Annotated in this window: 27 protein-coding genes; 19 read left to right on the top strand and 8 right to left on the bottom strand. The window is 66.1% G+C overall.

The features are described 5' to 3' along the window. Positions 1-43 precede the first annotated feature (43 nt). The 7 genes from ABD53_RS10790 to ABD53_RS10760 all read left to right on the top strand — a co-directional run bounded on the left by ABD53_RS10790 (position 44) and on the right by ABD53_RS10760 (position 7,275). Positions 44-880: a hypothetical protein gene (locus ABD53_RS10790; RefSeq protein ID WP_047865808.1), complete on the top strand. Its 837-nt coding sequence runs from the start codon at positions 44-46 to the stop codon at positions 878-880. Continuing rightward, the gene (hflX, locus tag ABD53_RS10785; protein ID WP_084709532.1) at positions 871-2,268 is read left to right on the top strand and encodes a GTPase HflX; all 1,398 of its coding nucleotides are present in this window, start codon (positions 871-873) and stop codon (positions 2,266-2,268) included. The genes ABD53_RS10790 and hflX overlap by 10 nt, the downstream gene beginning before the upstream one ends. Then, entirely contained in the window at positions 2,228-3,025 is a 798-nt protein-coding gene (locus ABD53_RS10780; protein ID WP_327286895.1) for a RibD family protein, read from the top strand. The genes hflX and ABD53_RS10780 overlap by 41 nt, the downstream gene beginning before the upstream one ends. Before the next feature lie 36 nt (positions 3,026-3,061). Next, a complete protein-coding gene (locus ABD53_RS10775) occupies positions 3,062-3,598 on the top strand; it encodes a macro domain-containing protein (protein WP_047865806.1) in 537 nt (178 codons plus the stop codon). A 255-nt stretch (positions 3,599-3,853) separates the two neighbouring features. After that, a complete protein-coding gene (gene pckA, locus ABD53_RS10770) occupies positions 3,854-5,452 on the top strand; it encodes a phosphoenolpyruvate carboxykinase (ATP) (RefSeq protein WP_047865805.1) in 1,599 nt (532 codons plus the stop codon). A gap of 292 nt (positions 5,453-5,744) precedes the next feature. Further along, the gene (locus tag ABD53_RS10765) at positions 5,745-6,635 is read left to right on the top strand and encodes a manganese catalase family protein (protein WP_047865804.1); all 891 of its coding nucleotides are present in this window, start codon (positions 5,745-5,747) and stop codon (positions 6,633-6,635) included. 217 nt (positions 6,636-6,852) lie between these two features. Beyond that, positions 6,853-7,275: a Fur family transcriptional regulator gene (locus ABD53_RS10760; protein WP_047865869.1), complete on the top strand. Its 423-nt coding sequence runs from the start codon at positions 6,853-6,855 to the stop codon at positions 7,273-7,275. 43 nt (positions 7,276-7,318) lie between these two features. On the opposite strand, the gene ABD53_RS10755 is transcribed toward ABD53_RS10760, so the two are convergent. From ABD53_RS10755 to ABD53_RS10740, 4 genes are all read right to left on the bottom strand, one after another. Next, on the bottom strand, positions 7,319-8,422 hold the full coding sequence (locus tag ABD53_RS10755; protein WP_084709531.1) for a CobW family GTP-binding protein: 1,104 nt from the start codon (positions 8,420-8,422) through the stop codon (positions 7,319-7,321). Continuing rightward, entirely contained in the window at positions 8,419-8,781 is a 363-nt protein-coding gene (locus ABD53_RS10750; protein WP_047865803.1) for a hypothetical protein, read from the bottom strand. The genes ABD53_RS10755 and ABD53_RS10750 overlap by 4 nt, the downstream gene beginning before the upstream one ends. A 2-nt stretch (positions 8,782-8,783) precedes the next feature. Further along, the gene (locus tag ABD53_RS10745) at positions 8,784-9,677 is read right to left on the bottom strand and encodes a polysaccharide deacetylase family protein (RefSeq protein ID WP_047865802.1); all 894 of its coding nucleotides are present in this window, start codon (positions 9,675-9,677) and stop codon (positions 8,784-8,786) included. Positions 9,678-9,816: 139 nt separating this feature from the next. Beyond that, positions 9,817-10,857: an asparaginase gene (locus ABD53_RS10740; protein WP_047865801.1), complete on the bottom strand. Its 1,041-nt coding sequence runs from the start codon at positions 10,855-10,857 to the stop codon at positions 9,817-9,819. Between the two features lie 233 nt (positions 10,858-11,090). Here ABD53_RS10740 and ABD53_RS10735 point away from each other — a divergent pair, with 233 nt between their 5' ends. Together ABD53_RS10735 and ABD53_RS10730 are read left to right on the top strand one after the other, a co-directional pair. Next, the gene (locus tag ABD53_RS10735) at positions 11,091-11,378 is read left to right on the top strand and encodes a cupin domain-containing protein (RefSeq protein ID WP_047865867.1); all 288 of its coding nucleotides are present in this window, start codon (positions 11,091-11,093) and stop codon (positions 11,376-11,378) included. Positions 11,379-11,495: 117 nt separating this feature from the next. Continuing rightward, positions 11,496-11,915, top strand: a complete 420-nt coding sequence (locus tag ABD53_RS10730) for a hypothetical protein (RefSeq protein ID WP_152670738.1) — start codon at positions 11,496-11,498, stop codon at positions 11,913-11,915. Between the two features lie 8 nt (positions 11,916-11,923). On the opposite strand, the gene ABD53_RS10725 is transcribed toward ABD53_RS10730, so the two are convergent. Then, a complete protein-coding gene (locus ABD53_RS10725) occupies positions 11,924-13,156 on the bottom strand; it encodes a peptidase C39 family protein (protein ID WP_160309677.1) in 1,233 nt (410 codons plus the stop codon). A 597-nt stretch (positions 13,157-13,753) separates the two neighbouring features. On the opposite strand from ABD53_RS10725, the gene msrA reads away from it, so the two are divergent. Then, on the top strand, positions 13,754-14,251 hold the full coding sequence (msrA, locus tag ABD53_RS10720; protein ID WP_047865798.1) for a peptide-methionine (S)-S-oxide reductase MsrA: 498 nt from the start codon (positions 13,754-13,756) through the stop codon (positions 14,249-14,251). Between the two features lie 51 nt (positions 14,252-14,302). Here msrA and ABD53_RS10715 read toward each other — a convergent pair whose 3' ends face one another. Next, positions 14,303-14,761 (bottom strand): MOSC domain-containing protein, encoded by a 459-nt coding sequence (locus ABD53_RS10715; RefSeq protein WP_047865797.1) that lies wholly within the window; start codon positions 14,759-14,761, stop codon positions 14,303-14,305. Between the two features lie 255 nt (positions 14,762-15,016). On the opposite strand from ABD53_RS10715, the gene ABD53_RS10710 reads away from it, so the two are divergent. Next, positions 15,017-15,592: an RNA polymerase sigma factor gene (locus ABD53_RS10710; protein ID WP_053057954.1), complete on the top strand. Its 576-nt coding sequence runs from the start codon at positions 15,017-15,019 to the stop codon at positions 15,590-15,592. 16 nt (positions 15,593-15,608) lie between these two features. Further along, positions 15,609-16,412 (top strand): methylated-DNA--[protein]-cysteine S-methyltransferase, encoded by an 804-nt coding sequence (locus tag ABD53_RS10705; RefSeq protein WP_053057953.1) that lies wholly within the window; start codon positions 15,609-15,611, stop codon positions 16,410-16,412. A gap of 186 nt (positions 16,413-16,598) precedes the next feature. On the opposite strand, the gene ABD53_RS10700 is transcribed toward ABD53_RS10705, so the two are convergent. After that, positions 16,599-17,033 carry a hypothetical protein gene (locus tag ABD53_RS10700; RefSeq protein WP_047865796.1) on the bottom strand — a complete coding sequence of 145 codons (435 nt, stop codon included), beginning with the start codon at positions 17,031-17,033 and terminating at the stop codon, positions 16,599-16,601. 305 nt (positions 17,034-17,338) lie between these two features. Here ABD53_RS10700 and ABD53_RS10695 point away from each other — a divergent pair, with 305 nt between their 5' ends. Next, positions 17,339-18,961, top strand: a complete 1,623-nt coding sequence (locus ABD53_RS10695) for a hypothetical protein (RefSeq protein WP_047865795.1) — start codon at positions 17,339-17,341, stop codon at positions 18,959-18,961. 27 nt (positions 18,962-18,988) lie between these two features. Here ABD53_RS10695 and glsA read toward each other — a convergent pair whose 3' ends face one another. Continuing rightward, positions 18,989-19,981, bottom strand: a complete 993-nt coding sequence (gene glsA / locus ABD53_RS10690; RefSeq protein ID WP_200900365.1) for a glutaminase A — start codon at positions 19,979-19,981, stop codon at positions 18,989-18,991. A 207-nt stretch (positions 19,982-20,188) separates the two neighbouring features. Between glsA and ABD53_RS10685 the strand changes: the two genes are divergently transcribed. From ABD53_RS10685 to larA, 6 genes are all read left to right on the top strand, one after another. After that, complete coding sequence (locus ABD53_RS10685) at positions 20,189-20,656, top strand: hypothetical protein (RefSeq protein WP_152670737.1); 468 nt, start codon at positions 20,189-20,191, stop codon at positions 20,654-20,656. Then, positions 20,656-22,530, top strand: coding sequence for a hypothetical protein (locus tag ABD53_RS10680; RefSeq protein ID WP_047865792.1), 1,875 nt, complete (start codon positions 20,656-20,658; stop codon positions 22,528-22,530). Before ABD53_RS10685 ends, ABD53_RS10680 begins: the two co-directional genes overlap by 1 nt. Before the next feature lie 64 nt (positions 22,531-22,594). Then, positions 22,595-23,284, top strand: a complete 690-nt coding sequence (locus ABD53_RS10675) for an SOS response-associated peptidase (RefSeq protein ID WP_047865791.1) — start codon at positions 22,595-22,597, stop codon at positions 23,282-23,284. Between the two features lie 465 nt (positions 23,285-23,749). Continuing rightward, a complete protein-coding gene (locus tag ABD53_RS10670) occupies positions 23,750-24,973 on the top strand; it encodes a cation:proton antiporter (RefSeq protein WP_053057952.1) in 1,224 nt (407 codons plus the stop codon). Between the two features lie 163 nt (positions 24,974-25,136). After that, a complete protein-coding gene (locus tag ABD53_RS10665) occupies positions 25,137-25,445 on the top strand; it encodes an MTH1187 family thiamine-binding protein (RefSeq protein WP_047865790.1) in 309 nt (102 codons plus the stop codon). Between the two features lie 76 nt (positions 25,446-25,521). Further along, on the top strand, positions 25,522-26,787 hold the full coding sequence (larA, locus tag ABD53_RS10660) for a nickel-dependent lactate racemase (RefSeq protein WP_047865789.1): 1,266 nt from the start codon (positions 25,522-25,524) through the stop codon (positions 26,785-26,787). Positions 26,788-26,993: the final 206 nt, after the last annotated feature.

The raw sequence follows: 26,993 nt of genomic DNA, 5'->3' as shown, positions 1-26,993 counted from the left end.
AGCTATGGTGGTGTGTGGTCCGACGGCAAGCGGGAAGAGCGGGGTGGCGGACAGTCTCTCTGGCGGCCTTTCCCGGGCGAGCGGGCTAGAGGTTCCGTCAATCGTGGTGGATTCCATGCAGGTGTACCGGGAGCTGCCCGTCGTGACGAACCAGCACAGGGAGCGTCCCGCGAGACTTACTGGAATCGTGCCGGTCTCGGAAGAGTGGACGGTCGCGCGCCACAGGGCGGCGGCCGAAGCGGAGATCCGGGCCGCAGACGGTCCTTTCGTGCTGGACGCGGGTACCGGGATGTATCTGAACGCCATCCTCCTCGAGGTGGACCTGGCCCCGAGGGTGCCGGGGGAGATCCGGGCCGAGGCCGTGAGTAGGGTGGAGGAGGCAGGGGGAGAGGTTGGAGAAAAGGCGAACCCGCGCCGTGAGGCGAGAAGGATAGAGCTGGATCTGGCCGGGGCGGAGGAGAGAAGGTCTATCTGGGATGGCGGTCTCAGGTACACGACCTCGCTCCTGTACATCAGACCGCCCCGCGATGAGCTCGATCTCCGGATACGGCAGAGAGCCCGGCGCATAGTCCGGGACGGGGCCGAAGAGGTGGCGGAGGTGCTGCGCCGCTGGCGGGATCTCGGAGTGGAGCCGAACGACTCCGTCAAGCAGTCCGTAGGCTTCAAGGAGATGGCCTTGTACGTGAGCGGCGAGGCGAGCCTGGAGTGGGCGGAAGAGAAGATAAATACCCGCACCCGGAGGCTGGCCCGGCGTCAGATGCGCTGGTTCGACAAGCTCTGCGATAGCCTCCCCGAGAGCGCCGGGGTCACGGTCGCGGAGCGGGCGGGCGGAGAAAAAGCCACGGGTTACATGCGTGGTATGATCGGTCTATGGGATTAGAGAGAGCGGTGCTCGTCGGTGCGGGCGAGAACCGCCACATGCAGGAGTTAGCGCGCCTGGCGGATACCCTGGGCGTCCTGGTCGTGGGCAGCCTGGAGCAAAACCGCCGCGATAACGCCGCCTACGTGGGACGCGGCAAGCGCGAGGAGCTCGCCGGGCTTGTCGGGGAGCTAGAGGCGGATCTCGTTATCACCGACGACGAGCTGACCGCCTCGCAGGCGCGGAACCTGGAGCGGGTCGCCGGAGGCACGGTGGTGGACCGGACGGAGCTGATCATCCGCATCTTCGAGTCCCACGCCAGTGACCGGGCGAGCCGTCTGGAGGTCGAGTTTGCCGAGCTCGAGTACCGGCTGCCGAGGGTCAAGGGACGCCGCACGGCCCTCGGCCGTATCGGCGGCGTCGGGGCCAGCGCCCGGGGCGCGGCCCGTGGACCGGGCGAGCAGCAGCTAGAGTACGACCGGCGCATGATCCGGGAGCGCATGGACGTGCTCCGGCGCAAGCTGGACGAAGAACGCTCCGCCCGCGAGGTCCGGTCCGCCCGCCGCCGCGAGAGCGGGCCGCCCAAGGTGGCGCTCGTCGGTTACACCAACGCCGGCAAGACCACCATACTAAACGCCCTGAGCGGAGCGGAACGCTCGACAGACGACAGACTCTTCGAGACCCTGGAGACGACCACCCGGAGAATCCCCGGCGGCTCCGAGCACGGCAACGACGGCCGCGATAGACACGACGCGCCGAACAACGGTCAGACCACGGGGGTAGCCGAAACCTCCGGGGCGGCAAAGGCCCGGCGCAACGGCCTCGCGGACACCGTCAGGCCGGATTTTATAGTTACTGACACCGTCGGGTTTATCCGCAAGCTGCCGACCCAGCTCGTGCACTCGTTCGCCAGCACCCTGGAGGCCACCCGCGACGCCGACGTTATAGTGCTCTGCGCCGACGCCTCCAGCGAGGAGCTCCACGACGAGATAAGCACCGTCAGGCGTACCATAGCTGACTATCTCGGCTCGAACGGCGCGGATGAGGCGGCCGATGGGGAAAGTGGCGCGGAGAATGCGGAGGCCGGGCCCCGCGTTATCGTGTGTCTGAACAAGGGAGATCTGATCCGCTCGGAGACGCTCGCGGACCTCTTGGAAGAGTACCCGGAGGCGGTGACGATCAGCGCCTACCACGACGTGAGCCCGCTGCTCGACAGGGTATACGCCGCGATCTCCCGCGACCGGCGCAGGATCAGGATACTCATCCCGCACCAGGAGTATGGCAAGGCGGCGAGCCTGTACGGCCGGGCCGAGATACACGACTCCGAGAGCACCCTCGAGGGTACGCTCATGGACGTAACGCTGCCGGATTCCATCGCGGACGAGTACGACGATTTCAGGGTCTCCTAGAAACCCGCTCGTAAGGCGGCTACTTCCAGAGCCGGCAGAGCTCAGGGCGGAGGAGATCTACGGCGGCCTCCAGTTTCCGGAGCCCCCGCCGGAAAGGCCCTGCGTCGCGCTGAACATGGTCTCCACCGCAGACGGCAAGATCACGGTGGACGGCCGCGCGGGCGGTATCGGCGGGCAGGTTGACCGGCTGGTGATGCGCCTGCTGCGCTCCCGCGTAGACGCCGTTATGGTCGGAGCCGGTACCGTAAGGGAAGAGAAGATCAACCTCGGGCTCCCGCAAGACCTGCGCGGGATGGTGCCCGAAATGCCCGAAATGTCTGAAAGAGACCTCCTGGGGGTCGTGATCAGCGGCAGCGGCCAGGTGCCCCTGGATAACCTCGTCCACAACGCCGGGGAGCGGCTGCTGTTCCTGATCTCGGAAGGTGCCCCGGACGAGGCTGTGGAGACACTCTCTACTAGAGGCGAGGCCCGGAGGATACCGGAAGACGCCGGATACGGCACGACGCTCGCGGTGCTGCGGCAGGAGTACGGCGTTAGGCGGCTGCTCGTCGAGGGCGGTCCCGGCCTGAACCGGGGCCTGATCGGGGCCGGCAAGGTCGACGAGCTGTTCCTGACCTTCGCCCCTAAGCTCGCCGCGGGAGAGGCCGCGAACATACTCACGGGAGAGGCTCTAGAAGCTCCGGCCGGTATGCGGCTGATCTCCGTCTACGAGTCCGGTGGCGAGCTGTATCTCAGGTACTCTCTGCAACGTGGTTGAGGCGTCGTCGAGGCCGAGTAGCGGGAGGTAAGGGTCGTGCGGAGATCATTGCGGGGAGTAACGGTCGAGTGCGTAAAGGCTGACATCGCCTACCAGCCCGACGTGGACGCCGTCGTAAACGCCGCGAACGCGGAGCTTGTGACCGGGGGCGGCGTGGCCGGAGCCATCCACCGGGCGGCGGGTCCCGGTCTCGAGCGAGAGTGCCGGCCGCTGGCCCCGATCTCACCTGGCGAGACCGCCGTGACCGGGGCCCACGGCCTCCCGAACCGGTACGTGATACACGCCCTGGGCCCCGTCTACGGCTCGGACCGGCCGGAGGCCGAGCTGCTAGCCCGCTGCTACCTGGGCTCTCTGGCCCGCGCCGAAGGGCTAGGTGTTAGCTCCATAGCGTTCCCCGCGCTGTCTACCGGGGCATTCGGCTACCCACTGGAGGAGGCGGCCGGCGTCGCGCTCGACGCGGTGCTCGGCGAGACGGTCCGGCTGAACAGTGTCTCCCTGGTCCGCTTCGTGCTCTTCTCCGACCGGGGGCTCGCCGTCCACGAGCAGACCCTCCTGCGGCTCGTGGACGGCTGAGGCGCCCGCCCGTTAATGAATCCGGTAGAAGAGTTTCCGCATGACGATATTCTGGTGCGGGAAAACGGGGTGGAAAACCCTTCTTTTCTGCCATGCTGATGGCCGACGTCGGGCCGGGAGTCGGCCGTGTACCCTCACGGCGGTTAGCGGGGTAGTTTGTTAGACTTCACGTCCGAGATGTACTTCTCGTAGCGTATCCTCCCGAGGCTTTGGGGTGAGAGGTTTACAGGCCATTCAAAAAGGGGTGAGGGAAAGATGGACGTAGCGGCTCGCAAGAGAACCTTGGAGAGGTTCGGTCTCATGCACCTCGGGGCGGTACACGAGAACCTGCCCCCAGCGCGCCTCGTGGAAGCGGCGGTGCGCAGGAGAGAAGGCTTGTTGGCGGGGAATGGCGCCCTGGCGGCAAAGACCGGAAAACGCACCGGGCGTTCGCCCAAGGACCGTTTTATCGTGGAGGATGAGGCGACCCGCGACACGGTGGGCTGGGGCGCGGTGAACCAGCCTTTCTCTTCCGAGGCCTTCGACAGGATACTCCGCAGGGCGACCTCTTACCTGGAGAACCTCGACGAGCTGTACGTGGTAGACGCCCACGCCGGCGCGGACCCCGAATACAGCCTCGGGGTGCAGGTGGTCGCCGAGAACGCCTGGCAGGCGCTGTTCGCCCAGCAGCTTTTCCGCAGGCCGAAAAGAGAAGAGCTCGACGAGTTCGAGCCGGACTGGACCGTTATCAGCGTACCCGGTTTCCTCTGCGATCCCGAGAGAGACGGGACGGCCTCGGAGACCTTCGTGGGGCTGGACTTCTCTCGAAAGGTCGTGCTGGTGTGTGGCACGGCTTATGCGGGTGAGATCAAGAAATCCATCTTCGGGGTCCTCAACTTCGTGTTGCCGGCGGACCAGGGCGTATTCCCGATGCACTGCTCGGCGAACATGGGCGAGGAGGGGGACGTGGCGCTCTTCTTCGGCCTCTCCGGCACCGGCAAGACCACGCTCTCCGCCGACCCGTCGCGTTACCTCATCGGCGACGACGAGCACGGCTGGTCGGAGACTGGGATCTTCAACTTCGAGGGCGGATGCTACGCCAAGACCATAGACCTCTCCGAAGAGAAAGAGCCCCAGATCTACCACGCCATACGCTTCGGCGCGGTGCTGGAGAACGTGGGCATTGACCGCAAGACCCGCGAGGTCGACTACACGGACGGCTCCATAACCGAGAACACCCGCGTGGCATACCCGCTGGAGCACATAGACGGCGCCGTACAGAGCGGTCAGGGCGGCCATCCGTCCGCCGTCCTCTTCCTGACCGCCGACGCCTTCGGTGTGTTGCCCCCTATCAGTGAGCTATCGCCGGAGCAGGCCGCCTACTACTTCCTCTCCGGCTACACCGCAAAGCTCGCCGGAACCGAGGCGGATATGGAGTCGGAGGTCGAGGCCACCTTCTCCACCTGCTTCGGGGCTCCTTTCCTGCCACTGCCGGCGACCACCTACTCCCGGATGCTCTCGGAGAAGCTGAGGGAGTACGGCAGCCGGTGCTACCTGATCAACACCGGCTGGTCCGGCGGCCCCTACGGTGAAGGCGAGCGTATAGACATAGCCGCAACCCGTGAGATGGTCCGGGCGGTAATACAGGGCAGACTAGAGCCCGGTAGCACCCGCACCGAGCCGTTCTTCGGGCTCAACATCCCCGAGGAGGTGCCGGGCGTGCCGACCGAGATACTGGACCCCCGTGCGACCTGGACCGACAAAGAGGCCTACGATAAACAGGCCGAACGTCTCGCCTCACTCTTCCGGGAGAACTTCCTGAAGTTCGAAGGCGAGGTGGACCGGGAGGTAATGGAGGCCGGACCCTCGGCCTGAGAATCCCGGAAGTACCCGAGCTTACCCGAGCTGGGCGGAAGCCCAGAGGGAGCAGGAGAAGATGCGAAGCGTATCGGGCCGGGAGGGGGGCAACCCTCCCGGCTTGACCTTTGTTTGGACGTCGTCTAAATTAGGAATCATAATCGTTAAGATAACGGTTACGGGATGACGGCGCGAAAAATCGTCGGTGGATGGTTTTTATGGCCGGTGTCTGGGGGTAATCCAGACACGGAGTTAGTGGAGTTGGAAGGGCATCTAACGAGTACCGGGCAACCGGTTTAGAAGGAGGGGTATGTTTCTCCGCATAGACAAGCTACAGGTAGAGCTGCCGCAGCCCAAGGAGGCGGATCCCGACGCGGCTGCGGTCGTGCAGGATCTCATGGGCGGACGTTTCGGCGAGATGTCCACCCTGATGAACTACATGCACCAGTCCTTCAACATGAGGGCCAAGAGCAAGGTCAAGCCCTACTATGACCTCATCGCCAACATCGCCGCGGAGGAGCTCGGTCACGTCGAGCTGGTTGCGAACACGATCAACCTGATGCTCAGTGGTGGCTCGGAGGCGTACGGTGCCACCGACGGCGAGCCGCTCTCGGCCGCCAAGCAGGCCGGCAACCCGGCGCATTTTCTGTTCACCGGTCAGTCATCTTTCCCGATGGACCCGGGCGGCATACCTTGGGACAGCTCCAACGTATTCAACAGCGGCAACCTCCGGCTCGACCTGCTGCACAATTTCTTCTTGGAGAGCGGCGCCAGGATGGGCAAGATCCGGGTCTACGAGGCCACGAGTAACCCGGTGGCGCGCGAGATGATCGGGTACCTCATCTGCCGGGGCGGCGTGCATCAGGAAGCCTACGCCAAGGCGCTCGGCGACCTGACCGGCGTGGACGCCACCAAGCTGCTGCCGATCCCGGAGATCGAGAGCAAGAACTTCCCGCACGCCAAGAAGTTCATGGACAAGGGCTTCCACAAGTTTATCTACAAGTTCAGCCAGAACGACTACAACGACATGGGCCAGATCTGGAACGGCGCGCAGGTGGATACCGGCGAGGAGCGCGAGGTGCTGGACCAGATCCCCGAGGGTGGGCCTGTGCCGGATCTCGACGCGGAGCCGCAGGTCTTTGCCCCCGGCGTCAGCGAGGAGGACGTGAACGAGATCGCCAAGAAGCTCGGCATAAGCTAGTCTCCTCCAAAACGATCCGAGGGTCCCAGGCGGCCCGGGATAAGGGGCCAGAGTCGCGGTACGGCGTTCACCAGGACGCCGTACCGCGTTTTTGTGTCTGGTGCCCATGTAATACGTCCGAACCGCCGCGGTGTTCGTATTTACGGGGACAGGCCTGCTAGCGTAGAGTTTCAGACATCTGTTTGCGAGGGGTATAGGACGGTTGTACATGCACCGTATGAGGCGGAACGAACTAGAGGCCGAGGAGCGGCTGCGCGGGGCCGGGATGAAGGTTACGGCCCAGCGCCGGGCGGTGTGGTCCTCTTTTACGGAGGAATCGGAGCGGCATCTGACCGCCGAGCAGGTGTTCGACCGGGCCCGGCAACAGTTGCCGGACCTGGGACGGGCCACCGTGTACAACGCACTATCTGAGCTCGTCCGGGCCGGGCTACTACAGGTGGTAGAGGTACGAGGAGCCTTACTGTACGATGCCAACCTCGACCCGGAGCATCACCACTTCCGGTGCAGCTCTTGCGGCCGGCTTTACGATGTATACCTTGAAGGCGTGAATAGCCTGAGAGTCTCTGGCGGCGGAGGGTTTGTCGTGGACCGCAAGAGCATCATGCTGGGCGGCCTGTGCCCCCTATGCTCCACGGAATAGCGGCTAATGGGGCTGGCGAGGTTTGCAGAGGCTATTATTAATCTTATGGTGCCGGGTGGTCGAGCGTTGTAAAGGCTCTCAGCGACTCCTCCAGCGTGGCGGTATCCACGTCCCGGGTTATGAATACCAGGTGGGAGCGGCGCTCTGATGAACTCTGCGGGCCGCTATCTCCCCCGGCGTCTCCGGGCCAGTGCTCCAGGTGATGCGGCGGGTGTATAACGTGCTGGACGCCGTTTACCGAGACCGGTCCCGGGCCTCCCGCATCCAGCAGTCCCTTTACGCGAAGCACCTTCTCGCCGTGGGCGTGCAACACAGCAGAGAGCCACACGCCGAACGCCGTCCAGTCCAGTGGTTCACCGAAGGTCAGCGAGAGTGTCTCTACGCTGCCTGGACCACCGGAACGGTTGTCTGCGAGGTGGTGGGCGGAGTGTGAGACTCTACCGGTTTGCGGGTGCGCGTCCCCCGGTGTGGAGTCCCGTTGCGGTTGCGGGGAGCCAAAGACGTCCGAGGCTACCTGGCTACCGGCTGAAACCAGCCTGGCGTGGGGGTTTATCTTCTGGATGCTGGGCTCCAGATCTCCTACGGTCTGTCCATCGGCCAGGTCTCCCTTGGTAATGCAGACCGTGTCAGAGGCCGCGATCTGGGCTACCGACTCCGGGTTGTCCCGCAGGTGGAGCGCCCCGTTTACCGCGTCGGCGGTTGCGACAACCCGTCCCGGAGCGTAATGGTGCCGCAGCACAGGGTCTGAGAGGATGGTGTAGGGGATCGGGGAGGGGTCCGCCAGGCCGCTGGTCTCGACGACCACGCGCTCTAATGCTCCCCCTCCGGTCTCTCCTCTGGACTCGCGCTCCAGGAGATCCCGCAGCGCATCCGCGAGCTCCCCGCGCCGGGTACAGCACACGCAGCCATTCTCCAGGAGCACCGTCGTCTCGTCCACGCGCTCCAGGAGGTGGTGGTCTAGCCCGATCTCACCGATCTCGTTCACCAGCACCGCCGTGTTCGCGAGCGCCGGGTCTCGCAGGATTCGCGAGAGCAAAGTGGTCTTGCCGCTACCGAGAAACCCGGTCACGACCGTTACCGGTAGCTTGCCGCCGGTACCGTTAGCATCGTCAGTGTGGAGACTGCACGCTTCAAGATCCCCGTTCAAGGCCCGGACTTCCGCGAAGGTTCTCCGAGAGAGGCGACGAGTGCGGGGTCCAGCGGGTCCACGGGGCGCCCGGCGAGCCGCTCGGCCTCGGGCCACAGCTCCCCTAGATCCCCGACGAGGGCCGAGCGACCTTTGCCGTCCGAGAGCTGGTAGTCCCTGCCCGGTGTCTCCCTTAGCTTGAGCCCGTAGAACCTTACCAGCGTGTCTGCCAACCGGGCCCGGTTTATCCGCTCGCGCCGTAGACTGCCCTGGGGGTCCGTGTTTCGGCTATCTTCCTGGGCGCCGCCCACCGCAGAGGCGTGGCGGCTCTCCTCGGTCCAGTGCAGGTGGGTAATGGAGTCGCCGCAGAGGACGCACACGGTTAGCCCTTGCCATCCGGGTGCGGGTTGCGGCTGGCGTAGTCGTCGGCGATCTCGTCGAAGGTGCACCACCGCACGCCATCGTGAGAGTTTATGTGCTCGATGAGTCGCTCGTGCATCAAGAGGTTCTGTGGCCGGCCCGAGACATCGGGGTGGACGGTCATGGTGAACACGGCGTAGTCGAGCTCACGGTAGACCCAGTCAAACTGCTCGCGCCACAGATCCTCTATGTCCTTGGGGTTCACGAAGCCGTGGCTGTTGGGGTTGCCCTTGATGAACATCATCGGGGGCAGGTCGTCGAGGTACCAGTTGGCCGGTATCTCTATAAGCTCCGTCTCCTCGCCGCGCACGAGGGGCTCCATCCACTTGGCGGCGGGCTTTGAGTAATCTATCTTGGTCCACGAGTCGCCGACGCGCACGTAGTACGGGGAGAAGTCGTTGTGCATCAGCGAGTGGTCGTACTTGATGCCGTTTCTTAGGAGCAGCTCGTTAGTTATGTTCGAGAACTCCCACCACGGGGCGACGTAGCCGGTGGGGCGGTCGCCGCGGAGGTCTGTTATCAGCTCTATGGAGCGCAGGAGGACGTTCTCTTCCTGCTTTTCGGTCATCGCTATAGGGTTCTCGTGGGAGTATCCGTGAACACCGACCTCGTGGCCGCGCCGTACCACCTCGGCCATCTCGCCCGGGAAGGTCTCTATGGAGTGGCCGGGGATGAACCAGCTCGTCTTTATACCGTAGCGGTCGAAGAGGTCGAGCATCCTCTGTGAGCCAACCTCGCCGGCAAACAGCCCGCGCGAGATGTCGTCGGGTGAGTCCTCGCCGCTGTAGGAGCCGAGCCAGCCGGCCACGGCGTCCACATCCACCCCGTACGCTACAAGAATTTCCTTCTCAGCCATCTGGCCTCCTTCTCGGAAGATCGCGGATCGTGGGCGGTATTCTGCTAGAGGCGCGTCCGGTGCGCAACGCAAACCCGGAGCCGGGGAGGCGGCTGGCCGCGGGAGCCACGGGAGCCGCGGGAGGTTGGGACCCGGGGATTCAGGCTTGCAGGTGCGGCGTGAGGAGGGTCTGCACGTCTGAGGCGCCGCCTTCTCTGGCTCGGACCAGCGCCAGCATCAAGAGTAGCCGGGCCTTCTGTCCTCCGAGGTCTCCGCCGAAGATCGCGCCGGCCACCGCGAGGTCGTGGCCGCCGCCGTTACCGTAGATCGGTGCCGCGTGTCCCTCGGCACAACGGGAGACGACCATTACCGTGACGCCGGCTGCCACGGACCGTTCTACCTCGGCCATCACCTCGTGGTTTGCGTTGCCGAGTCCGAAGCCCTCGATCACGACCCCTTCCGCTCCGGCCTCCCGCGAGGCGCGTACCAGGAGACCGTCCACTCCAGCGTAGAGCTTGACGAGATCCACGCGGGGCAGAGGGGACTCCGGGGGCTCTCCGGCCAGGGTGTCCGGGCTCGTCCGGGAGCGGGGGATGTGGATCGCGCGGTCGTTTATCTCGCCCAGCGGCCCGTGGCCCGGAGAGGCGAAAGCCCTGGGAGCCGTGGTGTGCACCTTGGTCGCGTCCCTGGCGGCCTCCACGCTTCCGGACATCATTATCGTGGGAGCCATCCCGCGGGCCCGGGGAGAGGCGGCGAGCCTTACGGCGTCCGTGAGGTTGCGAGGGCCGTCGGTGTCCGGCTCGGCTGCGTTGCGCTGGGCCCCGGTAAAGACCACGGGACGCTCGTCGTCGTGTAGAAGATCCACGACGTAGGCCGTCTCCTCCATCGTGTCGGTGCCGTGGGTAACCACGACGCCGGCGACCTCTTCGTCGGCCAGCGCCGACCTCACGCGTCCGGCGACGGTCATCATTCTCTCCGGGGTCATCAGGTACGCCCCGACGTTCATCACGTCTTCCACCCGGATCCGTGCGTGCTCCCGGACCCGGGGGGCGCTGTCGAGCACCTCTTCTCCCGGAGCCCGGGCCACGACGCCGCCATCCGGGTCCGGCCGCGAGGCTATCGTACCGCCGGTGGCCAGCAGCACGACCTCCGGCCTATCCTTCAACTCTTCCGCCTGCGCCGTATCTTCGTGCTCACCCATTACGGTAACTCCTATCACTAGATACCCTGTCCGGGTGGGTATGATACCGGGACTGCCGCCCGCGGGCTCGGGGTCTGTGGCGCGCCAGAGTAGATCCCCCGTCTTGTGGGTATCGTGAGACCGAGACGGGTTGCAGGAGCACAGAAGAGCGCAAGCGAGCATGGGAGTGGAGGATCGTGTCCGAAGACAAGAGCATCAAGAAGGTTGACTCAGAGCACTCGCCCCGGGGCGAGATGGGTCAGAAGTATCTCGCCGACGGTAAGGCGGTCTCCATGCGGCTCTGGGACGGCGAAGAGCCCGGGGAGACAAAGCCCGAGGCCCGGCGCAGCTACGAGACGGTCGGGTACGTGATCGGGGGCCGGGCAAGGCTCCACCTGGAGGGACAGGTCGTGGATCTCGACCCCGGCGACTCCTGGGTCGTGCCCAAAGGTGCCTCTCACACGTACGAGATCCTGGAGACCTTCAACGCCGTGGAGGCCACCAGCCCGCCCGCCGAGGTCGAGTCCCGCGACGAGGACTGACGAGGAGTAGGGGCGGCCGTCGGTACGCCTAGCCCGCGGGTCCCGGAGGCGCCGAACGGCGCGCCCGACGGTTTTGTCCGTCACTCCTACCGCAAGCAATTCCAGACGCCGTACCCCGTGGATAGGGTGTGGCGCTGGCTAAACGACCCGGCGACATTCACGGAGGGCCAGATCTGGCCCTTCAGGGTCGAGTTCGTGGGCGGGGACTTCGAGCCCGGAGTCCTGAACGTCCACCACGGGCCGTTTATCAACTTCGCGGGGGTGATCGGGGAGGTAAAAGGCCCGGAGGCTCAGAGCGTCGCCTACCGGGACCTCAAGTACTTCTACGGAAGCTACGCCCTGAGCCTGCGCCTGTCCCGCCCGACGAGGCTCCAGTTCTGGGCGGAGCCCGAGCCCGGAGGCGGTACCGGGGTCACGCTACAGCTCGATAGCCTCGTCCGGGGCCCCTTCGCCGGTGCTTGGGAGCTATCCCAGCGGGTCTTCTGGTCCAGGTTCCCGCGCTGGATGCAGCGTTCTCTGGAAACTCTGGAAAGATAGTCTCCGGCCTACCAGCTACCGTTGGAGGCGTAGTTGTATGGCGTGGTCCAGCCTCTGGGATGCACGAGGTACACGACGCCGTCCGAGCGTCCGCCCAGCCAGCGATCGCTGTTCAGCCAGGCCCGGCGGAACTGGCCCCGGTCGTAGACCCGGCGCACCGTCCGGCGCGGGGAGGCGGCCGGGTCGTTGACGATCACGTCTCCTCTGTTCGTGAAGCCCACGATCACCATCAGGTGCCCGTAGGTGGCGCGGGGTATGGAGGCGTTGTTCAGCCTCCGGCCGCGGTAGCGGTTGTCCCAGGCGACGCTCGCGATCACGGGTATACCCTTGTCTATCCAGCGTTCGACCTGTTGCAACGAGTTGAAGCGGGTCACGCTGGACTCCAGCCCTAGATGTCCGGCGAATCCGGTGTTGAAGGGCCAGTTGCCCCACAGGCGGGCTCCGGCGTCGTACACGCGCGGGGCGACCTGGGGCGGGGTCCGCCTCCAGCCTCTGCGATTCGTGCGGCGGCTCCAGTAGCCCAGCACCATGCTCATGGAGGTCGGGCTGCACCAGGCCGCGCCCCGGTCGTAGTCGTACTGGGAGAAGCGGGGTACGGGGAGGCTCTCACCATAGGCGCGCTTCAGGTTCCCAGAATCTATGAACCTGCCGTGGTTCGTGACCTGGGAAGAAGCCGTCGAGAAGCGCCGCACTACGGGGCTGCGGTTCTTGCGGGACGAGATCAAACGCAACTGATACTGATACGCTCCGGCCCGCTCCCCGTGCCGCGACTGTATGGTGTCCACGGCGACGCGCCAGTTTCCGTAGGCCGGGCTCGCGCTGCGGCTGCGGCCCGCCGCGGAGTAGTTGCCGAGGTTCATCCACGAGCTCCAGCGGCCGCCGTAGCGGACCCTGACCAGCACCAGCATCCGGGTCCCCGGCGGCGTCCTTGCCTCCCAGGACGGGATCATGGTGTCGAAGCCCACGGAGGTGCGAACCGGCCGCGAGGTGAGGATACCGATGTATCTGCTACCCCTCTTCATCGGGTTCGAGAGCCGCAGGACGCCGTTTCTGACGGTGACTCCCCGCTTCCTGCCCTTGTCGAAGTGGCCCCCGCGATGCTCGTTGAAGTCCACGTAAGGCCGGGTCCGGGCCGAGGCCACCCCGGGCGTCGCCAGCAGCGCTGCCCCCGCCACCCCGGCGCTGCTCATCTTCAAAAAGTCCCGGCGGCTAAACCCGGTCCCCGGGGTTTCAGCCTCCAAGGTTCCCGGGGCCTCTAGGCCGGGGGACGATCCCATTCTCCGAGCATTCTGGTCCACTATCTCTCCCTTCGCCGGGATTATCACTGGCGGCGACTCGCCTTCTTATTCTTCTTATGAAATCTCGCGCGGGCTGATCCCGTACGCCCTCCCCACGACCGTCCTCGTCGTGCCGTGTGAGGGCGGCAACCAGCTTGTCGTCTCTTCGTCGTCTCTTTGTCGTCTCCTAGAGGCTGGGACTTTAACGCGTTCCGATCGCCCGGCTCCCTTCCGAGACAGGCGATGCGATGAAGTGGAGGCCGTGGCTGGAAGGCGCGGGGAGGTGGAAAGAGATCCCCGAAAACGCGGAAGACGGGCCGTAACCAGGGTAAAATACCGGTACAGCCGGAGCATCGGAGCCGAGATGCTAGTCGGAGCCTGGAGAAGCGAGGAGAAGGAGAGTCGAGATGGCGGAGATAATCCCGTACGCGGTGCTGATTCTAACGGCCATTGTGCCGTTCGCCCTGATACTGATCGGAATCTCCGGGGAGTAAGGTACGGAGGCACGGCGGGCGCGGAGCACGATACTGCTGACGAATAGCTTTTATAGAGGAGCGGGATATGTCGGAAAACGGTAGTGCCGGGGCAAACAGTACGCGGAGTGCGATCTTCGGGGCAGGATGCTTCTGGGGCGTGGAGTCGGCGTTTCGGAAGGTGCCGGGCGTGATCGACGCTCCTGTCGGGTACTCGGGCGGCAGTGTGGCCGACCCATCCTACGAGCAGGTGTGCAGCGGTCGCACGGGGCACGCCGAGGTGGTAGAGGTCGAGTACGATCCCGAGAAGGTCAGCTACGACGAGCTTCTGGACGTTTTCTGGAGTCTGCACGACCCCACCCAGAAAAATCGCCAGGGCCCGGACGTCGGCACCCAGTACCGCTCGGCGATCTTCTACCAGGATGAGGATCAGCTCCGGAGCGCCGAGGCCTCGAAGGAGCGGGCCCAGTCCGCGCTCCGGAAGTCGATAGCAACGGAGATCACGGCCGCCGGGCCATTCTACCGGGCCGAGGAGTACCACCAGCGTTACTTCGAGAAGAAGGGTATAGCCTCCTGCCCGGTGTAGCCGGTCCGCGGCTACGCTGGCCTACTCCATATCACTCCAGGTTACCTTGGATTACTCGGGCTTGATGCCATCCCCGGGGCGGATGGTGCCGGCCTGCACGACCCTGGCGCAGTGTCCGCTCCGGCCAACCAGCGCCCGGGTCATGCCGGGCTCCGTGAGATCCTGGATGTGCTTGCAGGGTGGCCTCGGCCTGTCGTAGCGTAGGATGGCTTCCCCGACCCGGAATCGCTTGCCGGAGAGCCCGGAGAGGTCTATGCCGCTGGTGATGATGTTACGCCGGTGCTCGCCGCTCTTTACCCGCAGGCCGATCTCGGTCTGTATGTAGTCCAGGTCCTCGGAGGCTATGAGGGTTACCTCGCAGACGTCACCCATGGGCGTCCAGTATCCGGTGCCCTCGCAGTAACGGTCCCCGTCCAGGCCGCATCCGGCGAGCGCGCTGGCTGACTCCACCCTCCGCATCTGCACGCTACCCTCGGGGGCTATGTAGATCTCCTCCACGGTTCCCGGCATCTCTACTCCTGACTCACTCGCTTGACCCGCCACGAACTCTCCAGGCTATCTGAGCCACCCAGGCGCCCGGATCGAACCGGTTATGCTACCGCACGCGGAGCCTGCATCACGCCTTCACCGCATCTACATTACAGCGTGGGGTGAGCTTCGTGTACGCGCCCCTGACTCGTCCCTTTTATGCGTGGAGCGGGCGGGGTGAAACTTTCCGGGCGCCCGGCGTGTTACACGGGGGTGGATGTAGATGCGGGAGGCGAGGTGAGAGGCGAGGCGGGAATCGAAGCGGGCAGCCCCGAGTCTCTCTCGCGGCGGCTGGCGGGGGGAGACCCCGCCGCCCCGCGGGAGCTGGTGGAGCGGCACCGCGCCGAGCTCTTTCGCTACTCCCGGGCCCTGCTGGGCGGCCCGGAGGCCGCCGAGGATGCGGTGCAGGAGGCCTTCTCGAGGGCTTTCGCCGCGCTTGGCGGATACCCGGAAGAGCGCATCGAGTCGCTGTCTCTGCGTCCCTGGCTGTACCGCATCACCCTGAATGTGGTGCGCAATGTCTGGCGCGAGGGTGACCGGGAGCGCTCCGTCCCCGAGATTGCACCGAGTCCCGGCGGAGCTCGGGATGAGGCTCGGGAAGAGTCCTGGATGGACGCGCTAGATGCCCTGGCGAAGCTCCCCGAGCGGCAGCGGGTCGCGGTGGCGCTCCGCTATCTGGAGGATCTGCCGTACGCCGGGGTTGCGGCGGCGACCGGATGGCCGGAGAACACCTGTAAGACCCTGGTGCGCCGGGGTATCGGAAGGCTGGGCACGCTTCTAGCCGATGAAGCGGGGCCGGATCAGGCACGCTAGAGAACCGGGAGAATACATGAATGACGAACACGGCGAGAGATGGGTCGAGGATCTGCTCGGAGAGTCCGCGGCGCGCCAGATGCCGGCGAGAGAGTCGGAGGAGACGGTAGACCGTGCGCTCGCGGCCGGAACGGACCGCCTCTTCTCGTGCGCTTCGCCCCTGGGCGAGGTCTACGTCGGGGCGAGCGACCTGGGAGTGCGCTCTCTTGGCAAGGCCGCCTCGCCAGAGGAGTTCGCCCGGCTATACAGAGAGCGTTTCGGGAGGCTCCTCTCCTGGGGCACGGACGAGAGGACACGCATCCTGGCCCGCAGAGTAGCCGCCGCGATAGCCGGGGAGCGGGTGGAGAAGGTAGAGACCCCGGAAGTCCCGACGGATCTTTCGCGCACTACGGCCTTCCAGAAGCGGGTGCTGGGGGTGGTGGGCGGCATCCCCCGGGGCGAGGTGCGGCCCTACGCCTGGGTTGCGCGCGAGGCCGGCTCGCCCAGAGCCTCGCGCGCCGTCGGCTCGGTGATGGCGCGTAACCCGGTGCCGCTGGTCATCCCCTGCCACCGGGTGGTCCGTAACGACGGTGCCACCGGCGACTACGCTTTCGGAGCCGGAGAGAAGGTTGGGCTACTCGAAAGGGAGGGTGTGCCGGTCGCGGAGATCTCTGGTTCCCCGTACCTCGGGTCTCCGTCCACGGCGATCTTCTGTTACGCCACCTGCCGCAGCGCCAGGAAGATAAAGCCCGGAAACCGCCGGCGCTTCCGCTCGGCGGCGGAGGCGGTACGGGCCGGTTATAGACCCTGCAAAGTGTGCCGCCCGGTGGTCTCCGGGTAGCCGTGGCGGGACCGAACCCGGCGGCCGCTAGACCGGCAAAGTCACTGCCACCAGAAGGCTCTGGTCGGGATTGGTCCGGTGGAACGCCCTGGCCCTCACCAGGGCCGAGGCGGAGACGGTGGACTCCGGGTTCCTCGTAATGGCCGGGCTCTCTGGCTATGAGAAAGGCCAGCACGCGGTCTCCTCTTACCGGCTCCGCCACCACCGGTCGCCGCGGCCCAGGAGTTGATCCATGAAGCAGCGCACCCCGAGGAGCTTGAGGCTCCGGCCGTCATCCTCGATAGCCTCCACTGGAGGATCGAAGGTCACCGCGCCGACCCCCGAACACGCCCCGACCCCCGAGCCGCTGGCCGAGAGGAGCATCAGGAGCTCCCCGGACCAGGCCTGAGTCGCCCCCCAGCCGGACATCCCCGTTTGGGCCTCGTAGAGTCCGGCGAACTCCGAAGCCGCCGTCTCGGAGCCGAATAGCGGCAGTATCTTGTTACCGGCGGTCTCCAGAGTCAGGATGTCGCGGTAGGCGGCTTCTCTCCTCCGGCGTCTGCCGGGAGGGCCACCGCTGTGGGTGATCACCCAGTACGGCGGCCGTCCGGTGGATTTTTGGGTCCGTGTGCTGGTCTCCATCTCGCTACCATCCCCTTTGTGTCGTCAAACTTTCACCCCTTACCAGTACTCACTAGATACCCTAAAGTTCTAAAGAGTACACACGATCGAGGGTAAAACGCCGTATCCGGCCGCCTGGATCGCTGTACACTAGTGTCCGCGGTTAGCGTTGGGCGTTAGTGGAGATTGGTAGGGTCCCTGGAAGGCGGAACGGGCGCTATCCCGCCGGCACGTGGCTATGCGGGATGGGGCGCCGGGTCTCGTGTTTCCGGGTTGTCGGGCGGGCATGGGGTTTCGGGCGGGACCCCGGAGTCGAACGGGAGTGTATGAAGCGAAGCGTTGGTTTCCCGGAGAAGCTGGCGGGGAGAGGCGGGATCAGGACGGGATGCTCCAGAAAGCCGGCGGAGCTGGCGGGCGTCGTGTCTCTGGCGGTGCTCGTAGTCGCGGAGTTGGCCGCGGCGGTCGCCCTGTTTCTGTCTCGCGCCGCGAACGTGGGCGCCGTGGACGAGGACGCCTACATCTCGTTTCGCTACGCCCAGAACCTGCTCGCCGGAGAGGGGCTGGTGTTCAACCCCGACGGCCAGCAGGTCGAGGGGATCACCAACCTGCTGTGGACCCTCTCCCTAGCCGTGGGCTCGTGGATAAGCGGGGCCGGATTGCCCGCCGTGTCGGTGGCTTTGGGTTTGATCTTCGGCGTGCTTACGCTGCTCCTGGCGTGGGCCTGGGGCTTCGAGGAGCTCTTCGGGAGCGGTGTATCCCGGCCCATGGCCGCCACCGGGGCCGTGGGCGCGCCTTTCCTCCTGGCTCTAGCGCCCGGCTTTGCTTACTACGCGGCCTCCGGCCTGGAGGTGGTGTTCTTCGGGTTCCTCGTGATGGCCGGGCTATACTTTCTCAGGGGAGGGGGGAAGCTGTGGTGTGCCGTTTCGGGCAGCCTGCTGCTCGGCGCGGCGGCCATAACCCGTCCCGAGGGCGCACTGGTGCTCCTCTTCGCCGCGGCGGCTTACGCCCTGTGGTCCGGCGGAGCCCGGTGGCGCAGGACGCTCGCCGCCGCGTTGCCGGGCGGGCTCGTGATCGCCGGGGTTACGCTGTGGCGGCTCTACTACTATGGTTCCCCGATTCCGAATACCGCGTTCGCCAAGGCCGGTGGTCTGGAGGTGATGGAGCGCTGGGGGGTGCCGTACATCGTGGAGACCGCCCAGGAAAACTGGTTTCCCGTGGCCTGGGTCCTGGTCATTGCCGGGGCCGTGGCGCACCGTGGGTTCTTGAAGCGGAACCTCGCCGTGACAGGCCTCGTGCCGGTGTGGGCGGCGTACGTGGTCTACGCCGGGGGCGACTACATGCCTTTTGGCAGGTTCTTACAGCCGATGTTGCCCGTGCTGTACACTCTGGCCGTCGTCGGGTCCGGGCTGGTGCTCCGCGCGGCGGCGGGCTCCTCGACGCGCACGAGATCCGTCCTCGGGGCGGTCTCCGTGGCTCTGCCCCTGATCTTCGCGGTCTCCGTGTTCCTGTCCGGGGTCCCGGATCAGGTCAAGGAAGAGAAGAAGCACGGCGATTATCTGGCGTCCATGACCGAGCGGCGGCACGCCGCCGCCGACTGGTTCGACGAGAATGCCCCGAATGCCCTGGTAGCCAGGGACGGGGTCGGGGCGTTCGGATACTACTCGGATCTGCGTCTCGTGGACATGCTCGGGCTCAACGACAGCTACATAGCCCACCACGGCGAGAAGTACCCGAGCCTGAAGCCGGGACACCAGACCAGCGACGGCGAGTACATCCTCTCCCGGGAGCCGGACTACATAATGGTGCCCGAGATCACACCCCCGTTCACCTTCGCCAGCGAGAAGGAGCTCGCGAACACCCCGGGCTTCCGCGAGGAGTACGACAGGCTCGTGATAAACCTCAGCACCGGGGATCAGACCTATCTGTGGAAGCGGGTGGAGGGCGAGTAGCGCCCCGCTGACTCCCTCCCCGACTCCCTATGCTTGCAGGAGCGCGTCCTCGCTCTCGTTGGCGAACACGTGCAGCCCGAGACGGTCGGACAGTTCCTCGCAGACGGCGATGCCCCGGACGCTGTTGCCCTGGACGTCGAGGCCCGGTGAGAATACCCCTATGCCGAACTTGCCCGGGATGACCGCGAGGATGCCGCCGCTCACGCCGCTTTTGGCCGGTATGCCGACCTCGTAGGCCCACTGTCCGGCGAAGTCGTACATGCCGCAGGTGTACATCACGCTCAGGATGTCCCGCACGTAGGGACGCTCGATGGCCTGCCTGCCGGTTATGGGGTTGGTGCCGCCGTTGGCTAGGGTGGCGGCCATCGTCGCCAGGTCCTGGCAGTTTACCGGGATCGAGCACTGCCTCAGATACAGCGCTAGCGTGTTCTCCACCTCGCGTCCGATCATGCCGTAGCTGCGCATGAGGTAGGCGGTCGCGCGGTTGCGGTCGGCGTCGCGCATCTCCTCGCGGAAGATCTCCTCGTCCGCCTCGAGGGTGTCGTCGGCGGCGTACACCCCGAAGGTGCCGCGAATCCTCTCCCAGGCCTCCGTGTAGCCCTCGGCGGCGATCAGGTCGGTGGTCGCGAGCGCGCCGGAGTTGACCATCGGGTTGAACGGGCGGTTGTAACGCTCGTCGAAGACGAGGGAGTTGAAGGCGTTTCCGCTGGGCTCGACGCCGACGTTCTCCAGGACGCGCTCGCGGCCGTGGTCGCAGAGGGCCATGCCGTACACGAAGACCTTGGAGAGCGACTGCAGCGCGAAGCGTAGCTCGTAGTCGCCGGCCCCGTAGACCTGACCGTCGGTGGAGACCAGGCAGACGCCGAAATGGTCCCGCTCCTCCCCGGCCAGTTCGGGAGGGTAGTACCCGCGCCCGGGAGTGTAGTATTTTGCGAGCGTGGGCTCCTCGGCGTCGAGGTGCCGCCTGTAGAGCTCTTCCAGCTTATCGTCTATGCGAGGGTCTACGTGCCCTTTACCCACCCGCAGTCTCCTTTTTCGTACGTTGGTCTTCCGGCTCTCCGGTGCTCCCTGTCGGACATCCTGCCGGGTACGGACGCCGGAGACGAGTTTACTGTAGACTCACCCGCAGGATGCTTCACGGTCCCCGGAATTCGAGAGAGATTAGAGAGACGGCGGTGCCTGGGCGGGGAGCCCGGGTCCGTACGGGACGTCCGGGGGATGCGCGGGTTGGCCCCGGTGAGTGAGGAGCGGGCATATTACCGGCCCGTCAGGATAGTCGGGACGCTGCTCGTGGTACAGGCTCTGGGGCTCGGCGGGCTGGTTCTGTACTGGCTGGCGGTGGTGAGCCGGCAGAGCCTCGCCGAGGGCATCGGCTGGAGTGAGGTGGTGGAGGGGCTGCTCTCCGGCGGCGCGGAGGGCGGGGGTGCGCTGATCGTGGTGCTGTTCGTACCGTCCGCCGCCCTGATGCTGCTCTCCGGCATGTGGTTCTTGCTCAGGCGCAAGGGCTGGGTGGTCGCGTCCGTCTCACAGGGGCTCTGTCTCGGGGCGTGCCTGCTCCTGTACACCGGGATCGCGCCGGCCTTTGTCTACCCGGTGATGGCCTACTGCGTGCTCACCATACTGTATCTGAACTCCAGAGACGTCCGCACCATAATGCACGCCCCGATCCGGCTCTGGCCCGGGAGCGTGGGATAGTGGTTGGCCGCACGAGCGGGGCGGAGGTCGGGGCGGACGCCACGGACCGGGAGCTCCTGCGGCGATACGAGCCGGCGCTGCGGTTCACGAAGGGCGAGAGGTTCTACCCGATGGACGTCGAGCCCTACGTCGAGGCCTGCGCACTGTGGGTCGAGCGTCCCGGAGAGGAAGCGGTGCGGGCCGCCAGCCGGGGCAAGCTAAACTTGGAGCGGCTCGCCCAGCAGCCCGACGACGAGTTCGGCGCGGTGCATTACCTGATCGTGACCGACTCCGCCGGCGAGGGCAACAGGAGCCGTAGGGACCAGACCTTGCGGCCCTGGCTGGATCACCGCAAGAGCCTGGCCCGGCACAGGAAGCTCTTCCGGCCCGGCCGGGGCCGTCTGGCGCGGGTCGGGTACGTCTCCCGGTTCGCCGACGCCCTGTACTCGCTCGCCCTGCTGGCCCGGGGCCGCGTCCCCGGCGAGGCCGTCGAGGAGGCGCTCGACACGTACCGGCGGGCGATGCACGAGGACGAGCACTACCGCTACCACGGGCGGGTCGTGCGGCAGAACGGCTGGATCGTGCTTCAGTACTGGCTGTTCTACGCCTTCAACGACTGGCGCTCGGGTTACTACGGTGCCAACGACCACGAGGCCGACTGGGAGAAGGTCTTTGTCTACCTCTCGCGCACCGAGAGCGGCGGGGTGGTGCCCGAGTGGGCAGCCTACTCGGCACACAACGAGACCGGCGACGACCTGCGCCGCCGGTGGGACGACCCGGAGCTGGAGACGGTGGACGATCATCCGGTCGTCTACGTGTGTAGCGGCTCCCACGCCAGCCGGTACGTCCGGGGCGAGTACCTCACGGAGCTAGAGATACGGCCCCCCAAGCCCCTGGCGCGCCTCCGCGACGCCGCCGAGAAGGTCTGGAACGACGCCCTGCGCCAGTACACGGACCGTGACCCGCTCAAACGCTTCAGCATCCCGTTCGTGGACTACGCCAGGGGAGACGGGCTGACCGTCGGCCCCGGAGGGGATCACGAGTGGGACGAGCCCCGTGTGATGGGCGACCCGCCGCCGGGATGGGTGTCGGAGTACCGGGGGCTGTGGGGACTGTACACTCGGGACCCGTTCGAGGGCGAGGACGCGCCCGCCGGGCCCATGTACGACCGGGACAAGGGCATCAGCCGCGAGTGGTATGACCCCGTGGGCTGGGCCGGGCTCGACAAGGTCCCGACCATCGGCGAAGAGGCCGCGACCATAAGCCACAGGATGGAGGAGATCCGTGCCCGCCGGGAGGCGGCGCGGGCGGAGATAGAGACGAAGGACCGCGAGCTCAAGCGGCTCGGGATGGAGGCCGCCGCCATGCGCGACCTCTCGCACCTCGAAGACCCGTACCGTCTGCGCCGGGAGCGCATCCAGGCATTGTCCTCGGAGGCGAGAGGGTTGCGGGAGGAGGTGGCGACCGGTGAGCTCGTGGAAGGCTCCCTCGCCCGGCACGCCGAGAGGCTCCGGCGGGGAGAGCGGGGGCCGGTGGACGTACACGTCGCGAACCCCCAGCGACCGGCCTCCGAGGTGCAGATAAAGGCGGGCCGGATCGCCGAGCTGTGGGCCGCGGTGAGCGTCGGGCTGATGCTTATCGTGCTGGTCGTCGTGGCGACTTACCAACGGGATCACATCCTGGTGGCGCTGGTGTTGAGCTTCTCGTTGTTCGCGTTCGTGGAGGCCGGTTTCCGGGGCAGGCTCACCAGCCTGGTCGGCAGCGCCAACGCCGGTCTCGCGGTGGTGGCGGCCCTGCTTCTGCTGTACCAGTTCTTCTGGGAGATCGTGGTCTTCGCGGTCCTCGCCATAGGTCTGTACATACTCTGGGACAACCTCCGGGAGTTCGTGAGGTAGATAATGAGACGATCTCTTCTGGAATCCGGGTTGAGAAGCCTGCGCAAACGGGGATAATCTCCGTATGTGCGGCAGGTTTACACTTACCACGGTGGAGGGTCTCGCCGGACGCTTCGGCGTCTCGGGCGAGTCGCCACGGCTCGCCCCGAGCTTCAACGTGGCTCCGGGCGCCGATATAGCCGCCGTCGGGGCGGATGCGGAGGGACGACGCAGGCTCAGAAAGCTGCGCTGGGGCCTGGTTCCCCACTGGGCCGACGACCCCGGCATAGGACTGCGCATGATCAACGCCCGCGCCGAGAGCGTCGCCCGCAAGCCGGCCTTCAAGGCGGCGCTAAAGCGGAGGCGGTGCCTGATCCCGGCCGACGGCTTCTACGAGTGGCAACGTCCCGCAGCCGGGGAGTCCGGCCCCAAACAGCCGTACTACCTCCAGATGTCCGACGGCTCACCCTACGCATTCGCCGGGCTGTGGGAGAGCTGGGAGTCCGCCGAGGGGGAGAAGATACAGAGCACGACCATTATCACGACGGAGGCCAACGAGCTGATGAGCGGTATCCACCACAGGATGCCCGTGATACTCTCCCCCGAGCACTACGGCCCGTGGCTGGATCCCGGCACCAGCGACGCCGAGAAGCTACTTCCCCTGCTGGCGCCCCACGCCTCGGAGAGCATGCGGGCGTATCCCGTGAGCACCCACGTCAACCGGCCCGCAAACGACGACGCCTCGTGCGTCGAGCCCGTGGACCTCTCGTACTGAGAGATGGGCCGCAGCCCCCGATCAGGCATCTATTAACCAGGCGTCATCCAGCCGCGGCGCTCTCCGGCCAGGGCACGGGTGCTCCTCGGTTCACGATTAGTAGTGGCGGTAACTTGCGGAGATAAAGCGCTTACCCTCGTCTCTGGCTGAACCGCTACCAGCCGGATAGGAAAACCTGGACGCGGGGAAGCCGGGTGTCCGCCACGCGTTCGCCACGCGCCTCCGCGTGCAGATTCAACGGCGTCAGCCATAATGACCGTAATGAGAAGCGTCATAAAGCTCATAAAGGCCGGGGCCGTGAGGTTGCGTATTCGTCATGGTCGGATCTAACAATATGCTCCGGGCCGAAGCAGGCTCCCTGACAGACGCGCCGGAGGCTCGACGGCCTCCGCCCGGTGAAACCTGCCGGAGACCCACGGCTCACCCCGCCACGCTCGACGGAGCCCTACGAAAAGGCCATACACCGTGGCCGTAGCGGAACCGCTGCTGGGGCTCGGCGGCGTCGTGGCGGCCGGGGTCGGGGCCCAGTGGCTCGCCGCGCGGCTGGGCATACCCTCCATACTTTGTCTCCTCTTGGTCGGGCTCCTGGTCGGGCCGGTTACCGGGATAATAGATCCCGATGCCTTGCTGGGCGACCTTCTATCCCCCGTGGCGTCGTTGCTGGTCTCGGTGATCCTGTTTGAGGGCGGCCTGAACCTTCGCGTAGCGGAGGTGCGCGGTGTGCGGAGGGCGGTGCGGGGCCTGATAAGCGTCGGGGTGCTGCTGACGTGGCTCCTTACCTCCGTGGCCGCATACTATTTGCTGGGGCTCGGGATACAGGTCTCGGTGCTGCTCGGCGCTCTCCTCGTGGTCTCGGGCCCGACGGTGGTGCTGCCGTTGCTGGAGCACGCGCGGCCCAGAGAGCGGCTCAACTCCGCCCTGAAATGGGAGGGGATACTCGTGGACCCGATAGGCGCGATACTCGCGGTGCTCGTCTTCCAGGGCATCCTCGCGGCGAGCTCGGGGGAGGAGCCCGCGTCCCTGCTGGCTGGTTTCGCCCTGACCGTCCTCGCCGGCCTGCTCGCGGGGGCGGCGGGCGGGGGATTCTTGTTCGTGGTCCTGCTACGGGGATGGGTGCCGGAGCATCTGAGGAACGGCGTGACGCTCGCGGTAGTGCTGCTAACCTTCGCGGTCTCCGACCTGATCCGGGCCGAGTCCGGGCTGCTTGCGGTTACGCTCATGGGGCTGGTGCTCGCCAACCAGCGGAGGGTCGCCGTCGAGGGCATCATAGACTTCAAGGAGGAGCTGCGGGAGCTGTTTCTGGCGATACTCTTCATCCTGCTCTCCGCCCGGCTGGGTCTGGAGGAGCTGGGCGCCGTGGCCACCCTCGGCACTCTCTTCTTCGTGCTCGGGCTGGTACTCGTGGTGCGCCCGCTCGCGGTCCTGGCTTCGACCTACCGCTCAGGCCTCTCCGGACGCGAGCGGGCCTTCCTCTCCTGGATGGCGCCTCGCGGGATAGTGGCCGCCTCCGTCGCCTCGGTGTTCGGGCTGAAGCTCTCGGCCGCCGGGGTGCCCGGGGCGGAGGCGCTCGCGCCGCTGGCATTCCTCGTCATCCTCGCAACCGTTGCCGTGTATGGCCTGAGCGCCGCCCCGGTCGCGCGCCGGCTGGGTGTATCGAGGGATACGCCGGAGGGTGGCCAGGATGGATGAGCCGCCCCTTCCGAGCCGGTCTCCGGCGGTGCGTACCGGTCTTTGGGGGAGCTCGTGGCTAACGGACGCTGAACCGCCGGGCCGCCGGAAAGTATAAACTGGCCGTGGGTAAGAGGGCCGGGTGGGCCCGGATGCCCGCCTAAATAATCTTCGGAGGAGGGACATGGTCAACGCGGAGATCAGCGTAATACCCATAGGGACGGGCTCGTCCAGCGTCAGCGAGTACGTGGCCGCGGCGGTCTCGGAGCTGGAGGCGTCCGGGCTCCGGGTCACCCTGACCGCGACCGGGACCAGTGTGGAGGCCGACTCACCCGGGGAGCTCTTCGAGGCCCTTGCCGGCGCCCAGGAGGCGGTGTTTCGTCAGGGCGCCGGGCGGGTGTACACCATCCTGAAGATGGACGACCGCCGGGACGAGACCGGGCGCTCCCAGGAAGACATGGTCCGCTCGGTCCGCGATAGTCAGGAGGATTAGAGCCGGCGGCCTGCGGGCGCGGGCCCTGGCCTAGAGTCACGTTGCTGCACGAGGAGATACTCGGGAAGGAGGAGACGTGGAGGTGAGGCTGGCCTACGGCACCGATGGTCTACCGGTAGAGGTGCCGGGGGACCGGGCCACCGTGGTAGAGCCCGAGTACCATCCCGGGGCTGAGGACCCTGCCGGGCTCCTGCGCGAGGCCGTGAAAAGACCCGTGTCCGGGCCGCCCCTGCGGGATCTCGTACGCCCCGGTCAGAAGGTTGCGATCTCCATCTGTGACGTTACACGGCCCCAGCCCCGGAAAGTGATGCTGCAGGTGGTGCTCGACGAGCTCGACGGGATAGTCGAGCCGGAGGACGTAGTCGTGCTGGTCGCGACCGGCACCCACCGGGGCAACACCCGCGAAGAGCTCTTGGACATGCTCGGCGAGGAGTTGCTCGGCCGGGTACGGGTCGTGAACCACGACTGCCGCAACTCGTACTCGCTGGTGTATATGGGCGAGTTTGGGCGCGGGGTGCCGACGTGGCTGAATCTGGAGTGGGCCAGGGCCGACGTGCGGATCACGACCGGGTTCGTCGAGCCCCACTTCTTTGCCGGGTTTTCCGGCGGCCCGAAGATGGTAGCGCCGGGTCTGGCCGGGCTGGATACCGTGCTTACCCTGCACGACGCGGCCCGCATCGGGAGTCCGGAGGCCACGTGGGGCGTACGCGAGGGCAATCCGGTACACGACGACGTGCGGGCTATCGCCGCCGCTACGGGGGTGGACTTCGCCCTGGATGTGATCCTGAACCGCGAGCAACACGTCGTTTCGGCTTTCGGCGGCGAGATTTTCGCCATGCACGACGCGGCCTGCGGAGCCGCCCGGAACATCGCGATGGTAAAGCTAGAAGAGGCGTTCGACGTGGTACTGACCACGAACTCTGGCTACCCGCTGGACCAGAATCTCTACCAGGCCGTGAAAGGCATGTCCGCTGCCGAGAAAGTGGTCAAAGAAGGCGGTGTGATCGTCTGCGCCGCCGAGTGCCGCGACGGCCTGCCCGACGGCGGCGAGTACGACCGGATGCTGGGCTCCGGCTCCACGATAGGCGGGCTGCTACGCTCCATAGAGGGCCGCGAGCGTACCGAGCCGGACCAGTGGCAGGTACAGATCCAGGCCCAGGTCCAGGAAAAGGCGCGGGTGCTGGTGTACAGCGACTTTCTCGAAGAGGATCGCCTCGAAGCCGCCCACCTGCAAAAGACCTGGAACGTGGGAGAGACGGTCCGCGAGGCCCTCGACGAGGCCGGCCCGGGCTCCCGGCTGTGCGTGCTGCCGGAGGGTCCCCAGACGGTCCCCTATCTGTAGGCTCGGTAGGACCGCCGCAGAGTCTCTCCACAGCGCGCCGGATATTGCAGAGTGCAAATCTATTGCGGAGCTCTTGCGGGAGATATTTGCAAATCTTGTGGATCGAGGTCGGGTCACGCGGCGACCTTCTCCTCGCTTCCTTCTATCAGCTCTCCGTTTCTGAACTTCGCTCCGGCCCTAACCAGCGCCACCAGATGAGATCCGTT

It is taken from the genome of Rubrobacter aplysinae (genome assembly GCF_001029505.1).
Taxonomy (GTDB): Bacteria; Actinomycetota; Rubrobacteria; order Rubrobacterales; family Rubrobacteraceae; genus Rubrobacter_A; species Rubrobacter_A aplysinae.
Note: the sequence above shows the minus strand (reverse complement) of the source record. Positions and strands in the feature narration are given on the sequence as shown.